18 protein-coding genes are annotated in these 14384 nt (G+C 60.4%); 1 reads left to right on the top strand and 17 read right to left on the bottom strand.

Going from position 1 to position 14384, the window contains the following annotated elements; genetic code table 11:
- Positions 1 to 74: 74 nt before the first annotated feature.
- The 13 genes from ACH2CW_RS17325 to ACH2CW_RS17265 all read right to left on the bottom strand — a co-directional run bounded on the left by ACH2CW_RS17325 (position 75) and on the right by ACH2CW_RS17265 (position 11789).
- Positions 75 to 344, bottom strand: coding sequence for a TIGR03643 family protein (locus ACH2CW_RS17325; protein WP_395060422.1), 270 nt, complete (start codon positions 342 to 344; stop codon positions 75 to 77).
- A complete protein-coding gene (locus ACH2CW_RS17320; RefSeq protein ID WP_395060420.1) occupies positions 341 to 664 on the bottom strand; it encodes a high-potential iron-sulfur protein in 324 nt (107 codons plus the stop codon). The genes ACH2CW_RS17325 and ACH2CW_RS17320 overlap by 4 nt, the downstream gene beginning before the upstream one ends.
- 194 nt (positions 665 to 858) lie before the next feature.
- Positions 859 to 1653: a DNA adenine methylase gene (locus tag ACH2CW_RS17315; protein WP_395060418.1), complete on the bottom strand. Its 795-nt coding sequence runs from the start codon at positions 1651 to 1653 to the stop codon at positions 859 to 861.
- A 153-nt stretch (positions 1654 to 1806) separates the two neighbouring features.
- Positions 1807 to 2445: a hypothetical protein gene (locus ACH2CW_RS17310; RefSeq protein WP_395060416.1), complete on the bottom strand. Its 639-nt coding sequence runs from the start codon at positions 2443 to 2445 to the stop codon at positions 1807 to 1809.
- A gap of 23 nt (positions 2446 to 2468) precedes the next feature.
- Positions 2469 to 4430, bottom strand: coding sequence for a hypothetical protein (locus tag ACH2CW_RS17305; RefSeq protein ID WP_395060414.1), 1962 nt, complete (start codon positions 4428 to 4430; stop codon positions 2469 to 2471).
- Positions 4431 to 4458: 28 nt separating this feature from the next.
- The gene (locus tag ACH2CW_RS17300) at positions 4459 to 5136 is read right to left on the bottom strand and encodes a phage tail protein I (RefSeq protein ID WP_395060412.1); all 678 of its coding nucleotides are present in this window, start codon (positions 5134 to 5136) and stop codon (positions 4459 to 4461) included.
- Positions 5137 to 5139: 3 nt separating this feature from the next.
- A complete protein-coding gene (locus ACH2CW_RS17295) occupies positions 5140 to 6261 on the bottom strand; it encodes a baseplate J/gp47 family protein (RefSeq protein ID WP_395060410.1) in 1122 nt (373 codons plus the stop codon).
- Positions 6258 to 6683 carry a GPW/gp25 family protein gene (locus ACH2CW_RS17290; RefSeq protein ID WP_395060408.1) on the bottom strand — a complete coding sequence of 142 codons (426 nt, stop codon included), beginning with the start codon at positions 6681 to 6683 and terminating at the stop codon, positions 6258 to 6260. Before ACH2CW_RS17290 ends, ACH2CW_RS17295 begins: the two co-directional genes overlap by 4 nt.
- A 144-nt stretch (positions 6684 to 6827) precedes the next feature.
- Entirely contained in the window at positions 6828 to 7445 is a 618-nt protein-coding gene (locus ACH2CW_RS17285) for a phage baseplate assembly protein V (protein WP_395060406.1), read from the bottom strand.
- On the bottom strand, positions 7442 to 8518 hold the full coding sequence (locus ACH2CW_RS17280; protein ID WP_395060404.1) for a phage late control D family protein: 1077 nt from the start codon (positions 8516 to 8518) through the stop codon (positions 7442 to 7444). The genes ACH2CW_RS17285 and ACH2CW_RS17280 overlap by 4 nt, the downstream gene beginning before the upstream one ends.
- Entirely contained in the window at positions 8506 to 8745 is a 240-nt protein-coding gene (locus ACH2CW_RS17275; RefSeq protein WP_395060402.1) for a tail protein X, read from the bottom strand. The genes ACH2CW_RS17280 and ACH2CW_RS17275 overlap by 13 nt, the downstream gene beginning before the upstream one ends.
- Before the next feature lie 9 nt (positions 8746 to 8754).
- Positions 8755 to 9366, bottom strand: coding sequence for a phage tail protein (locus ACH2CW_RS17270; RefSeq protein ID WP_395060400.1), 612 nt, complete (start codon positions 9364 to 9366; stop codon positions 8755 to 8757).
- Positions 9366 to 11789 carry a phage tail tape measure protein gene (locus tag ACH2CW_RS17265; RefSeq protein ID WP_395060398.1) on the bottom strand — a complete coding sequence of 808 codons (2424 nt, stop codon included), beginning with the start codon at positions 11787 to 11789 and terminating at the stop codon, positions 9366 to 9368. Before ACH2CW_RS17265 ends, ACH2CW_RS17270 begins: the two co-directional genes overlap by 1 nt.
- Between ACH2CW_RS17265 and ACH2CW_RS17260 the strand changes: the two genes are divergently transcribed.
- Complete coding sequence (locus ACH2CW_RS17260) at positions 11788 to 12051, top strand: hypothetical protein (RefSeq protein ID WP_395060396.1); 264 nt, start codon at positions 11788 to 11790, stop codon at positions 12049 to 12051. The two genes, ACH2CW_RS17265 and ACH2CW_RS17260, sit on opposite strands and share 2 nt — an antisense overlap.
- Here ACH2CW_RS17260 and ACH2CW_RS17255 read toward each other — a convergent pair.
- From ACH2CW_RS17255 to ACH2CW_RS17240, 4 genes are all read right to left on the bottom strand, one after another.
- Positions 12017 to 12100: a hypothetical protein gene (locus tag ACH2CW_RS17255; RefSeq protein ID WP_395060469.1), complete on the bottom strand. Its 84-nt coding sequence runs from the start codon at positions 12098 to 12100 to the stop codon at positions 12017 to 12019. The genes ACH2CW_RS17260 and ACH2CW_RS17255 overlap by 35 nt on opposite strands.
- 70 nt (positions 12101 to 12170) lie before the next feature.
- The gene (locus tag ACH2CW_RS17250) at positions 12171 to 12464 is read right to left on the bottom strand and encodes a phage tail assembly protein (RefSeq protein WP_395060394.1); all 294 of its coding nucleotides are present in this window, start codon (positions 12462 to 12464) and stop codon (positions 12171 to 12173) included.
- A 161-nt stretch (positions 12465 to 12625) separates the two neighbouring features.
- Positions 12626 to 13150 (bottom strand): phage major tail tube protein, encoded by a 525-nt coding sequence (locus tag ACH2CW_RS17245; RefSeq protein ID WP_395060392.1) that lies wholly within the window; start codon positions 13148 to 13150, stop codon positions 12626 to 12628.
- 36 nt (positions 13151 to 13186) lie between these two features.
- Positions 13187 to 14384, bottom strand: a 1198-nt coding sequence (locus ACH2CW_RS17240) for a phage tail sheath family protein (RefSeq protein WP_395060390.1), incomplete at its 5' end; no start/stop codon positions are given.

Raw genomic sequence — 14384 nt, 5'->3', positions numbered from 1 at the left:
GGCGTGGTCACAAAAGCTGAAGCATCAGGCATGTGACGATTCTGGCATGCAGGGCAGCCGCCATGCGGCAGGCTTCAGGCCTGGCGCGTGTGGCTGGCCCTGTGCCTGAGCGTGCCCGGGCTCAAAGCCGCGTGTTTGGTGGCCCGCGCCCTGACCCGGATGCGCCACATGCGGAAGGAGCGATGTTGCAACTCGCGACGCATCAGGGCAATGACCGCTGACTCGTTTAGTCCGAACTGCCGCTCTATCGCCTCAAAAGGGGTGCGGTCCTCCCACGCCATTTCGATGACGCGCGAGACATCGGCTGCCTCCAGCAAACGTGCTGCTCCGCTGGCAGGGGTCAAGCGGCCTTTTTTGCCCAGGCACTGCACCAGGCCTTGGCCGCCACCACTTTGCCCGCAAACAGCGGGCAAGGGCCCGTCGCGTCGCTGGCCTTGGCCTGGTACAGCGCGCAGTTGGCACAGTTTTGCCCGGCCGCGTACTTGGGGTATTTTTTGACATCGGTCTTGCTGCCGTCGGTCTTGTAACCGAGCGCGACGGCGTTTGCGTCCGTGTCCTTGACCAGCGCGGGGGCTGCTGTTTGGGACAGGGCCAGACCGCTGACGACCAGTGCGCCAGTGGCGCTGAGGGAATGAATGACAAAGCTGCGGCGTGAAGAGCTCATGGTGATCGTGGAAGGTTTACTGCGTGATGGCCAGACCACTGTAGCCCCGTTGTGAAGCGCGGCGCGATATTTGAGCGCACTTTGACGCGATAAACGCCGCTTCGGATATTTTCACTGGCTGCAAGGTATTCTCACAGAAAGCCGCCTCGCGGGCAGCTTTCCAAATACGCAGGCGGTTGCGTCTTTAGCCACCATCACACCTTCGGCGGCTCATAGTTAAAGATCAGCAGCTCGGTGACTGGCTTCACCCCATCTTTGGCCATCGAATACTTGGTGGGCACCTCGCGGATGATGAAGTCCTTGAACAGCTCCCTGATCTCCGGCACGTCATTGATGCTCATGACGAATTTGCCCTTGAGGCTCGCCAGGCGGTCACGAAGGACGGTGAAGTCCTCCCGGCTGAAAACCCCATTGCCGTAGTAGTTCTCACAGCCCCAATAAGGCGGGTCAACGTAGAAGACCGTATCAGGCTTGTCGAAGCGGTCGATCACTGTCTGGAAGGGCTTGTTTTCGATGTAGACACGGTTCAGGCGCAGGTGGGCTGCAGACAGTTCCTCTTCAATCCGCAATAGGTTGAACCGACTCGGGGCGCTGGCCGCGATGCCGAAGCTGGGGCTCTTCAGGCGGGCACCGTAGCCGGTCTTCATGATGTAGAAGAAGCGCACCGAGCGCTGGATATCCGTCAACGTGGACGGCTCCTGCATCATGAAGCGGTCGAACTCCTCACGGGCGACCAACAGCCACTTCAGGGTGCGGACGAACTCTTCCAAGTGGTTCTTCACCACCCGGTACAGCGTGACCAGGTCGGAGTTGATGTCGTTGATGATCTCGACCTTGCTCTCTTCCTTGCGGAAGAGCATCCACGCGGCACCAGCAAACACCTCGCAATAGCAATGGTGGGGCGGCAGCAGCGGAATGATGCGGTCGGTCAGTTGGCTCTTCCCGCCAACCCAGGCGAGAAAACTTTTAGGTTTATCTTGTTTGAACATTATTGCAAGCCTCTTTCACTTAGTAAAAATCTGATAGGCTTAACACGCCTGTACAGGTGGGGCGTGCCTTGCCGGGCTTGCTGCGCAATCAGCAGGTTTGGGGCTGGCAAGGGTGTTGATGCACCCTTGCCAGTCGCCGTTTCTTTTCTTGGTTCAGGTGCCTTTCAACAGGCTGGCCACCGCAGCATCAGCGGCAGCGCGTTGCGCATCTAGGGATGCCTTGAGCGTGGCCTCATCGGTCGCCGCCTTGACCGCCGTGCGGGCCGTATCCCGCAGCCTTTCGGCCAATCCAACTACCTGGGCATACGCAGTCGCCTTAGCCAGCACCGAGGCGGCCCAGGCGGACTTGGCGGCATCCGTGGTCATACCGGCCCCAGCGAGGAACGCTTGGCCAGCGGCGCTGACCGTGGTCTTTTGGGTGATGGCGCCGGCTGCTTCCAGCTTTAATGCCCAGGTGTCTTTTTCGACCTGGGTCGGGTTGCCGACCAGCTTCTGGACGGTTTCAGCGTGAAACTGCTCGATCACCACCAGCGCATCGGCCACGCGCTCGGCCAGCGAGGGCGGCGGGATGTAGACCGGCGGCTCGGGTGGCACGGCACCGGGGAAGTCGGTGCGGCTTAGGCCAAAGCGCTTGATGGTGCTGTCGTCCGCGATGGCCACCCAGGCTTGTGTCGTGTCGTTTTTCTCGAAACGCCACAACGTTCCTGACAACATGGTCATGAAGGCGTCGTGCTCGGGTGTCCCAGCGATAGCCGCGAGGTCTTCGCGCGTGTTGATGGTCGAAAATTCCATGGCGGTTTTCTAGGTGATGGTGGTTAATCGGCGACGTAATGCGACGCAATGCCTCGCGCACCAATGCGGACGTTCGAGATCGAGGGCGCATAGAACCCGGTCGAGGCGCGTGAGCCGGAGTTAGACGCATGGCCCCAGTAGCCACCCAGACAGATGCTGTTTTCGAGATACTCCGTGGAGCCCCGCCCGTCAGTACCCGCCTGGGCGCTAGATGCCGTTCCGCCGCCGAACTCCGCGCTGCGCACCCATAAGCAGCCGGTGGCCTGGATGACGCCCCAGCGCGAGGTGAATACGTTCCATGCACTTGTCGCGTTCGGGTTGTTCACGCCAGAGGTCGCGACCTGGTCGCCGCCGCAGGACGCGGCTTCGGTCGTGCCGTAAGCGAGTGCGGAAAATTCGTCATAGGTCGGTGATCGCTTGCCGTATGCCCGCAACACTTCGTTGGCCGTCCACCAATTGTTGCCGGTGTAGTAATTGCTGCCGTTGCCGCCGAACGCTACCGGAACCTTTGGGGTTCCGCCGCCCACGAGGACCACGTTGTACTTGGACGTGCCGTTGACGATGTGCTCTACGCCCAACAAGTAAATATCGGACCAAAATGAGTTGGCTACCAGCGTCATGCCGCGTGGATCAGGGCAAGCTGGGCTAAATCTCAGGTCCCAAAAGCTGTAGGCGTTGATGGCTGGCGCGGCATCGCCGCCAGCTTGCGCGGTGGCATTACCGCCGGGCGCGTAGTGAAAGCCGCCGATTTTCCGGCTGTTGGCCGTTGTATAGCCTGATGGCGCTGTAAAGCTGGCATCGGCTCGCACGGTGCCGTCTGCGCACGCATAGATGGCGTAGTCTGTGCCCGCAGTGAGTATTGGCATCGAGATGGGCGTGGCTGCCACAAATCGCACCAGCGTGCCTGCTACGACGATTTCTGTACCGGCCTTGAGGGAGGCGGTGGATGAGCCGGTTTTTGTGAAGGCGACGCTCGTGCTGTCGGCTTTGTTGAACGCTGCAATGCCGATATCAGCAACAGTTGGCCGAGGGTGCACATGATCTGAACGGGCCGCTGTGGCAGCCACTCCCGCAGAGCCCGCTGCGCCCAGTGCAAGGCCAGCGGTGTTACCGAGCTTTGCATACCCCGGGTGGGGGTCTGTCTTCGCCTCATGTGCCGTGATCACGGCATTGACCTGAGAGGCGACCATCTCGGTCACCCGGAACGAGTCGGTGGTAGCGTCAAAAACCACGGTCACGACCGCACCTGCAGAGATGTCACCGGCCACCATGGGCGTGCCATCCTCGCGCACCAGCGCTTTTGCGCCGCCGCCTGCGTCCAGGGTCGTTGCACCCGTGTTGGCCGCCGAAGCCTTGTACGCAAAGGCCGTTTTGTTTGTGTACGCGGTCACCACAGGGTCGAGCGCCACGGTGTAGGCGTTGCCCACGTTGGTCGAGGTCACATAGTCACCCACCCGCGCCTCAATCAGTGCATTGACTTCGGCATTGGTGGTGTATTGCGGGTGCGGGTCTGCTTTTGCCTCATGCGCCGTGATCATGGCCAACATGGCGCTTTGGGCGTTGTCGGCCAGGATAGTCAAGCTGCCCGCAGGCACCGCCGCATCTAGCGTCATATCGTGGCTGAAGATGAAGTCCACGCCGGGCGACTTCATGGCTAGATCGCCCGCCGCCTGTGACCAGTAGCCCACCAGCTTGGAGCCAACCACCTCAGGATCGCCCGCCCACACGCCGACCTCGCGGACGACATAGTTCTGGTTGCCGCTGAAGATCGCCGACATCCGAATCTGGGTGGAAGACACCGAGAAGCCTGCCGCGATGGCCACGGCCTGCTGCGGACTGAGCAGCGCCGTTTCGGTGCCGCTGGGTGCCCGGTTGCCACTGCCGAATTGGATGTGGGTCAGGTTCAGCGAGGTGCCGGTGTTGCTGGCATTCCAGACCGCAGCCTGGCCGGTTTGCGTGAGTTTGAATTGAAGGGCTACGCTCATGGGTTGTTCCCGATAGTTGGAAATAGGGTCATTGAATGATTCCGCTGCCGATCAGCAGCTGGGCACCGCTAAACAGGCTTGCGGTGCGTAAGCCTGTGGTGGCCGCCACGTCGAGCGGCAACATGGCTCCCTCGGTTGCCAGGCACTGCGTGCCCGAGAACACCGAGGCCATGCGCAGGCTGGTGCTCATGCCCAGACCTACCCGCAGGGTGAAGTGGCTGCGAGCGGGCTTCCAGAAGGTCACCGCCCGCTTGATCTGGTCAATCCTGGCCGCGTCGATGGCCGGTGCGCCTGCTGGCTGGTCGGTCACCTGGGCATCCAGGATGAAGGTGTGAGGCACACCTTGTGGTGCGGTCTGAAACCACTCGATCACGGTGGCATTGACCCCGAGCAGCTCCAGCGAGCGTTTCACGGCATAGGGCGTGCCCTTGATTCGATGCAACGCGATGGCCTCTTTGAGCAGCGCACGCTTCTTGGCCTCGGGGTTGGCCCCTGCGCCGGCCATATCCCAGCCCGCATCGCCCAGGACGTTGAATTGCTCGGCCAGGTGAGTCAGCGCGGATGCTTCGACGTTGTCGAAGTCATACAACACCGTGGGAGCTAAATCGAGTGCCGACAGCCTGGCCGCCAGCGTTTCCAGCGCTCGCATGTTCAAGTCATTGCGAAGGGCGGGCACCAGGAGTGACGGCTCAATGAATTCGGCCATACCTTACCCCTGCGCCGTTCCGGCCACGGTGATCGTGATGGCTGTGCAGCGTGGCCAGCTGTGATCGGAAAGCACCTGGTCAGCGGCAGGCTGGGGCAACGCCACTGAATACACCCCATAGCTGTGAAGCACTTCAATGATCTGGGTGCGCACAATGTCCTGACCAAGGCGGGCCTGCTGGCGGTCACGGTAGGCAACAGCTGCCTTTTCCGCCTCACTCTGAGCCAGCGCCGCATCAGCCGTGCTGAACAGGGTGAGCTGGGCCGTAATGGCGTAATCCACGATCACCGGGTCAAGCACGTTGACCTGGTCGGTCAAGGGGCGCACGCGGTCAGCATTGCAGGCGGCCAGCACAGCGGCCTTGACGGCGGCGCTGGGAAGGCCAGTCTTCACCAGCGGATGGAGATTCACCACGCCAGGCGTGGGCGACACCACGGCCACGTCGATGATGTCCTGGTGCGCCGAGAGCGCATAAAAACGGTATGCCCCGACCGAACCCGCGTTGCTGAATTGTTCAGGGGCCAGCACGATGCGCTCTTTCAGATGCTCATCGTCTTCCTCTTCGGCACCACCGGCAGAGGTGGTGATGTTTTGCACCGTGTCCACCGACAAGCCGGGCAGCGAGCTGGACAAGGTTTTGATCTGCCCTGGGACAAAGCCATTGCCATTGACACCAGCCTGCGTGCAAGCGGCCTCAACGTCGATGCTGAGCGCTCCAGGCGGTACCGTGTTTTGTGCCAGGCACTCAAACGAAATCTCGCCGCCCTCGACCACCGTGCCCTGGGGCAGCAGCGTGGCGCTGACGGGTGCTGGGTTAAAGGTAAAGCGAAGCGTGGTGCGGGCCTTGACAGCATCCAGTCGGCCCACGCCGATGTTCTCGCCCAGGTAGTCCAAGATCGGAGCGCGGCTGTATCGCACCAGATTGAGTTTGGCCGCATCCTGCACAGCCTCCCGCATCAAGCTCTCACGGTAGGCGATCACGTCCACCAGGATGCGCTCGACTTGGGCGGGGTACAGCGTCTTGCCGGTCAGCGCTTCGTATTGACTGACCATCTGTTGCGTTACCCCTTGCGGGTCACGCACGACAAAATCCGGCTCTGGTAGCAGGCGATCAAGCAGGCTCATTTAGCCACTCCAAGCGCGAGGTTGGTAACAAAGGCTTCTGCGGCCACGCCAGCGGCAAACTTCCACTCCACCACGCAGGCCAGTGCAGCCACGTCCACCAGGCTCACGGCGACCTTCACCACCTCAATACGCGGCTCCCACTCACGCAGCGCATTGACCGCCTCGCGCACGATGTGCGGACGGGCGCTGTTCACGGGGTAGTCGATGTAGAGGTGCAGGTTGCTGCCAAATAGAGGGCGGTGCGGATCGCTGCCTTTGGGTGTGGTCAGAATGATGCGGATGCACTGATCCAGATCCTGGATGTCCGTCACCAGTTCGCCCATGCGGTCGCTGGCCAAGCTCGAGGCGTGGCCGCCCACCCGGCTTGACAGCGCAGGCTGGAAAAAGCGATTGGGGAGGTTGTTGATGTCTGAGGTGACCATGTTGTGTATGGTCGCCTCGGGCCGCTAAAGCGGCGAGTAAAAGGCTTTAGTTTTGGTGGCTGCGCCAATTGCCGCTTTCGGGGAACCAGCTTACGGCTGTCCTGCGGCCTAACGGCCTGGTGAGCAAGCAGACGCAGAAATCGGCTACTTCACAGGAGCGCCTGTATTCGCGCCGCCGCCTTTGGGATGAATGTGCTCCTTGAGGCTCACCCCGTCGGCGGTCACATCGCCGCTCTGGACGTTGACATTGCCCTGAATGGTCGCCGCGCTGCCGTCACCACCGGAGCCAGCCATGCCGCCCTGGTAGGTCAGCAAGCCTTGCACGGTCAGTTTGCCCGTGCAAGTGGTCTCGGGCGCGTCCAGTGTGATGCTTGGTGCCTTCACCGTGGCGGCACCTTCTGTCGTGACGTTTGCAACACCCTTGCACACTACGTTCATGGCACCTGAGCTGCGGTCGTATTCAAAGGAGCCGCCATCCTTGAACTGGATGCGGTATTTGTCGACGCTGGCCACAGGCGGCGTGTCGGCCTCGGAGTAGATCGCACCCACGATGCAGCCATCTTCCATATTGCTGTCCATCAGGCAGGCCACGTGCTCACCGATGTCCAGCGTCCAGATCACCTTGTCGTCTTGGGTCTTGTGGTGGATCACCGGCAGCCAGGCGCTCACCAGACCGTCGATATCGTCAAACCGCACCCGGCAAAAGCCCGGCTTTGCCTCGGCCACGATGCCTTGCTTGTAGGTCACGCCGCCTGTGTTCATTGTTTGGCTCCCTGTGCTGGATCGCGCACGCGCTTCAGCTCCACCTCGGTGGAATAGCCAGAGCTGCGCGAGAAGCGGTGGCGGCTCTGGCTGATGGTGTATTTGCCGTCCATGCGGCCAAAGCCGGTGAGTTGCACATTCACGCCAGCCATCAGCTTCACATTGCCGAACATGGTCAGGCTTGCCCCGGTCTGGTCTTCGTTGGCGCGGTCAAGCGCAGCATCGGCCTTCAGGCGGGCTTGCTGATCGTTTTCGGCCCGCACGTTGATTTTCAGCTCATCGGCGCTGCGCTGGTTGGTCTTAGCCTCGGCATCCTTGACCTTGCGCTTGCGGGTTCTCTTGGCATGCGGGTCGTGGTAGCTGACCGTGGCCGATGCCACCACGCCATGCACCTTGTCCCGGAAGCGGTAGCTGCTCACGTCCGTGCGGTCAATCAGCATGGTCGGCTTGGCTTCCTTCAACGCCGAGCGTTTGAAGAAGCACAGCTTGCTGCCACGCACCGAGAAGCTGTAGCCAAAATCCTCGGACACGCGCTTCAGGAAAGTCAGGTCGGTCTCATAGACCTGGGTGACACGGCTGATCTTGATCTGCTCAATCTTTCCCGTGAGCTGCATCTTGTTACGCCGAGCGATGGTGGCTGCAATATCGGCCAGCGTGGTGTCCTCATAGGCGCGACCATTGCGGGTGCGCACGCTGCGCTTCACGCCAGCGGCCAACGCCTTGATGCGCACCACGTCAGGCGGGCCGTCCAGTTCCACCTCATCGATCTCGAACTCGCCACAGGGCAGCAGTGGCGCATCCTCGTAGCCGATTTGCACATTGACCTGGTCGCCATGCTGCGGATACCAGGCGTTTTGCCAGCGGCGCTCCACATCCTCAAGTACCAGCTCTACCGAGTCGCTTTCGCCCTCCATGAAGTCGGTGTAATTCACCTCAATCAGCGAAGGCGTGATGTTGGCCGTGATGTCCTTGTTTTCGTACTTCACCACCACCTTCGGGCGGGCCACCGTCCTGGTCTCGGCGGCCCGTTGGACGCGGGATGATTCGGCCCGGTCGGCGATCAGCGTTTCCACGGCGGCAAGTCCTCGGAAACCAGCTGTTGCGCCTGCTGGGCTTCCACCAGCGGCATGATTGGGATCAACACCACCATGCCCGACTGGAGCGTGGTGCCGATGTTCAAAGCCGGGTTGGACTCAATGATTCGGCCATAGGCGTGCGGGTCGCCGTAATAGCGCCAGGCCAGCGTATCCCAGCGCTCGCCAGCCGTGGTGATGTGTTCGATACAGTCAATTGCTTTCACTGGCTATCCTTATGGCGCGTTCCGACAGACAGGAGCGCCCGAGGCACGGGCAGCAGGGGTCTTTTTGACAGTTTTGGCGGGCTTTTTCTTGGTGCCGTTACCGGCAGGCTTTTCAGCCGCCTCCGGCTCTTTGCGCGGCGTTTGCTCGGCCAGCACCTTGGGCTCCACGTACTCGCGCAGCGTCAGCTTGGCCTCAATCCAGATCAACGTGCCGTCCGTCATCGTCTGCTGGGCGGTCACCGTCACCTCGGTGGGCACAAACCAGCCCTTGTAGTCGCCATTGGAGAACACCAGTGGCAACGCCTCATGCTTGGCCACGGCCTGCTTGAGCTTGAGCATCTCGCGCTCTGGGTCACAAAAGCCTGCATGAAACACCAGGCTCCAAGTCGCCTCATCGAGCTTGTCGCCCGTCCATTGCAAGCGGGGCTTGCCCTCAATCAGCGCATGCTCGGCGTAGTCCGCACCGAACTTGAATTCCATGCCCTCGAAGTAGGTGATCAGGTCGAGCGCGATCTCGCCCAGCAGGGCATGCTGATAGGCCGCACCGCGTGTGCGTGTCAGGTCTTGGATGACTTGAGCGACAGCGCCCGAGCCGAAGCCGCCGAAGGTGGGGGTGGACATCAGAATGCCCTTCGTTGTTGGTCGGCCTGCAGGCGGCGCAGCATCTGTTCCAGATCATGCATAGACATCTTCATAGCCTCATTGACCTGGCCACGCACTTCGCCACCACCGGCACCGACATGAATGGTCGGGGCGAAGTTGATCGTCATGCCCGCCGCACTCGCTGTCTGAGAACGCACGGCACCGCCGCCCTGAATGCCCTGGAGCATCTGACTGGCTTGCTTGACCCCGGCAAAGGCACTGCCACTGGCGGCAACTGCACCAGCCAGGGCGACACCAGCCAGCTTGCCGACTGCGCCTTGCACACCAGGCACACCTTTCATGATGCCGATCTGAGCGCCTTCGCCGATGTTGCTGCCAAAGCCCATGAAGACGCGGCTCGGCGACTTGATGCCCAAGGTGTCAGCGAACCACCCCTTGATGTTCTGGCCAAAGCCGACGATGGTGTCTTTGGCGACGCTCAGCTTCGCAGTGATACCGCCGACCAGTCCGCTGATCAGCTCACTACCGAGGCGGCTGAATTGACCAGGAAGACCTTTGAACCAGTCCCACGCGCCACTGAACGCAGTCTTTACTTTGCCCCACACCTTGCCGAACCAGGCCGAGATTGGCTCCCAGTTGCGATAAATCAGGTAGGCGGCACCAGCGATCACGGTCACAGCCAAGCCGATCGGATTAAGGAGAAGCGCACGGCCAATGAACAGCAATGCCTGCCCAGCCATGCGCAAACCAATGACCAATGCACCGCGCAAGATCGTCCCCAGCCATCCAGCGGCCACACCCACCATGCGCAAGCCCCCACCCAGCAGCGGCATCAGTTGCAAGGCGGTACCGGCAAAGCGAAATGCCGCCATCGCGGCACCCACAGCAAAGAACCCGGCAGCGGCCACAGCCAATGCGCCCACCACCGTGATCACCGCCGTGGTGGTTCTTGGGAATTTCTGCATGAGCCAGGACAGCTTTTCTGCAAACCAGCCCACCACGCCAGCGACCTTGCCAAACACCGGAGCCAAGCGGTTGCCGACCTCAATCATCAGATCGCCCACGGCCACCTTCATGTATTCGGTCTGCATCGTGGCCAGCTTCATCTGCTCGGCGTAATCGTTGGCGATGGTCTTGTCGGTTTCACCCTTTGCAAGCTCTTTGCGGCCCTCGGCATACTTTTCCTTGCCGTTGCGGTAGGCCAGATAGGCTTGGGTGGCCTGGATGTCCTGCAACACAGTGGACAGGCCCATGCGCTCGACAGAAGACTTGACGCGCTCCTGGAGCGCTTGGCCCTGCAAGCCTTCCTTCTTGGCGATGTCCATCACCTTGTCCAGCTCCTGACGCACGTCGATGCGCTCTTTGACCTTGCCCTTCTTGTCCAGCACCTCAACAAAGCCTTGATTCGTGACGCGGTTCAAGTAGTCGTCAAACACCATGAAGCTGGCCTCGACCGCAGACACGCGCTTGTCAATCATGAGCTTGAGCTTTTCACGCTCGAAGTTGATGCCGACCTTGCCGAAATGGTCTTGGGTGCTCTTGGCGCTCATGTGTGAGAACCAGTTGCGCATGTAGGTGTCGGCCTCGCCCGTGGTGCCAGCACCTGCCCGCATGACCTGCATCATCATGCCCATCTCGCGCACGCCGTCGAGGCCCTTGGAGCCGAAGGAGGCCGCAGCGCCGCCCAGCTCGGGGAAGCCCTTGGCCATCTGCTTCAGCTCGTACTGGCCTAGCTTGCCTGCCTTGGCCAGGGCATTGACCGCCTGCATGACCTCACCTTCGCTGGTCAGCTTGAACTTTGTCTGCAGTGTGTAGACCAGCTCGGCCAGGTCGCCCATTTCGGTGCGCGTGGCGGTGTTTACTTTGGCAAGCAGACCGGCGTACTTTTGGGCTGACTTGGCATCCATGCCCTGGGCCACCAGCCTCTCGATGCCTTCTGCCACCTGATCCTGGCTGACGGCGTATTTGACAGCCGCCTCCCGGATCGCCTGGGCCATAGCACCCTCGGCTCCGTTTTGTTTGTACAACTCACCAACGATGCTGATCTGCTTGACCCGGTCTTCAAACTTGGCTGCCTTCACCCCAGGTGCCGCCATCGTTGCGCCAATACCAGCCGCAGCCATCACGTCGCCATACCGCTGGTTCAGGTCGGCACGGTTCTGCGAGTGTTGGGTACCAAGCATCTCCAGCCGCACCTTGCGTTGGCTGAGCGTCTGAATGCGCTTGTCGAGCTTTTCAACCTCGGTGGCGTAGCGTTTGACAGCGTCACCGCCCCAGACCCACTCCCGATCCATGCTGGTCAGGGCGCTCTTTTGCTGCACCTTCAGTTTTTCGACGGTACGGCCTATACTTGAAATTCTGTCGTTTACAGACCCAAGCGACGCCGCAGCCCCGCCGAAACCCAGGGCTGAAATGACGATACCAAGTGAAAGAGTTTTCATGGATACCTACAATAAAAATCTTGCAATGGCCGAGCGGCTGCCATTCCGATACCACTGGATCATCGGAGCCGTCCTAGCATTTGCTGGCATGACCATTGAGAATCCGTCTGCCATCTTGCAAGACTGGCAAGCTATCGCGCTGGGTGTGTGTTTTTTCGGGTTGCTCACTGGTGTTATTTCAAAAGCCGTCCTTATCAGAGTCTTGCCAGCACCATACGCCGCATTGGCTAACAGACTCGGGCTTGCTCAGCCCGCTGCTTGATCTGTGCCGCAGCCTGTTCGCACCACTGCTCCAAGTCCTGACAATCCAGCTCATCAATCTCTGATGGCTGGAACCCGAACCACTTAGCCAGCAGCGCCTTCGCTTCCCACAGCGTTTTGCTATCCGGCAGATCGCAGGAAGAGGCTTTGAAACGCGGCCTGGACTTCGGCCAAATCGGCTAAGTCCAGTTCCTCCAAATCTTCAGGTGTCAGTTTTTCTTCGGCCAGCATCGTCATGAGCACCAGCTCACGACGGGCAGGGTCGGCTTCGATGCGTTGCGCGGCCATCATGTCCTTGGCTTTGCCACGGCGAAACGTGATCGTGCTGACCACACCGGACGGCGTATTGAGAGGGACTTCCAGCTCCACGCTGGGCTTCCCGGTCTTGGGTGTTAAATCGTTCTTCGCAGTCATGCTCATATCCTTTAAGAAGGGTTGCAAGGTAAAACCGTATCGTCCCGGTTTATGCCTGCTGGCGACATTAAAGGGATTGATTTATTAGCCCATGAAAAAAGCCCGCTGGGCCAGTGCGGCTTCGCGGGCTTTTGAAGAGCAGTGGCTACTCAGTGGGCTTGTCAGCCTCCGATGTTGGTGCGATACAGGTCGAGCTTGTCCACGCCGTTGACCTTGTAGATGTTGGCCATCGCATCGACTTCCAGCACGTCCTGGCCATTGACCTGCTGCTTGATGTAGGTCGCGTAGAACTTGCTGCTGAACTCGGCCTTGTCATTCTGCTTGAAGTCGCCCATCGGCACTTCGTAGAACGAGGCGGTCAGGTAGACCACGTAGGGCACCTGCGCAATGCGACCTTGGCTGGTGTGTGTCTCCAGACTACCGCGCACCTGCAACTGCACCGACGTGAACGGGTCGAGCAGCTTGCCCCACACGTCCTGGTAAAACGAGTTCCACTTGATATCGCCTTCCAGAGCTTCGATGCCGCTGGGCAGCTTGATTGCGCCAACCATGCCCACGGCCTTGTGGTCGGACATCTTGAACTTGACGGTGGGCAGCTTGAATTCTTCAGCGCGGCCCAGGAGGCAGTTGCCATCGATATAGACGTTGGCGTTGTTGATGGTGTTGAGTTGGATTTTTCCAGCCATTTCAGGCTCCTTTCAAAGATTGATGAACAAGGCCGATCACGCCTTCTTGCCCAACTGGTTGAGATAGTCGATGTTGATCGTGGCCTGGTAGGACACACGCTCAGCCGGGGTGGGCGGCATGAAGTCGTAGGCAATGGTCAGATGCCCTGCTGCCAACTCGGTGCTGGGGTTCTGCGCCGGGTCGTACCACGCCTTGCCGTCGATCACCGCGCCATCGGCCTTGAGCTTGCGGATAAAACGGTTGCAGCTCTCGACGATGTCGTCGATCAGGGCGTTGTCCAGTGGACGGTCGGTGTACTGGAGCGTGAAGTACTCCAAGCTCTCGGCAATGATGTCGGCCACACGGCGCACGCACAGGAAGTTCTTCGGGTGCGTGTTGCTGGGGAAGGCGGCACTGCGGTTGCCCCACACACGGATGCCGGTGCCGTAGCTGTTGAACACGGTGATGATGCCCGCCGCGTTGAGCAAGTTGGCCTCGCAGTTCGGGTCGTTGATCATCGCGTCAATCGGACGCTCCACCCCGGTGATGCCAAGCACTTCAGTGTTCGACAAACTCCACCAGTAGCCGTTTTCTTGGTCTTTGCGGCTTTGCGCTCCAGCGGCGTATTGCGAGAGTGGGTAAAGCGCATCGGCTCCGGCCACCGTGTCGTATGCCTTCAGGTAGGGATAGCACAGGCCAACGCGGTCGCTGCTGGTGTTGAAGTTGATCGTGCCAGCCGGGCCACGTCCAGTGATGGCCTGTTGGGGCGTGACGCCGATGGGCGCATCAATGAAGGTGATGGCACGCATCGACGTGACCGTGGCGATCAACTCAGTCGAGACGCTGGCCAGCGAGGCAAAAACCGGAGAGATCAGAATCTTCGGATAGAAGCCAAACAGGCTGTAGCTGTCGCGGAATGCCTTCATGCCAAGGCGCTTGCCGCTGGCATCGATTGAGCCAATGATGTCGCTGGCCGTGACCTTGGTGGCATCGGCGTAGCTGTAGCTCACCTTGATCTGGGTCGGCGTGGCAACGGTCGAAGCCGGGATGGTGCCGGTGGCCACGCGAGTTCCTTTACCGGTACGCAGGTCAATCGTGTAATCGGTAGCCAGGGTGTAGGTGGTGGTGCCTGCCGTGTTATTCACCACCACTCCAGCCACAGCAGGGTTGGCGGTCTTGAAGGTGCCATCCACGCCAATGGTGACCACTTCATCCACCACAGCGGTCTTGTGGACGTTGGGGTCAAGCACATTG

The organism is Polaromonas sp. (assembly GCF_043778355.1).
Taxonomy (GTDB): Bacteria; Pseudomonadota; Gammaproteobacteria; order Burkholderiales; family Burkholderiaceae_C; genus Polaromonas.
This window is presented reverse-complemented; position numbering and strand designations above follow the sequence as displayed.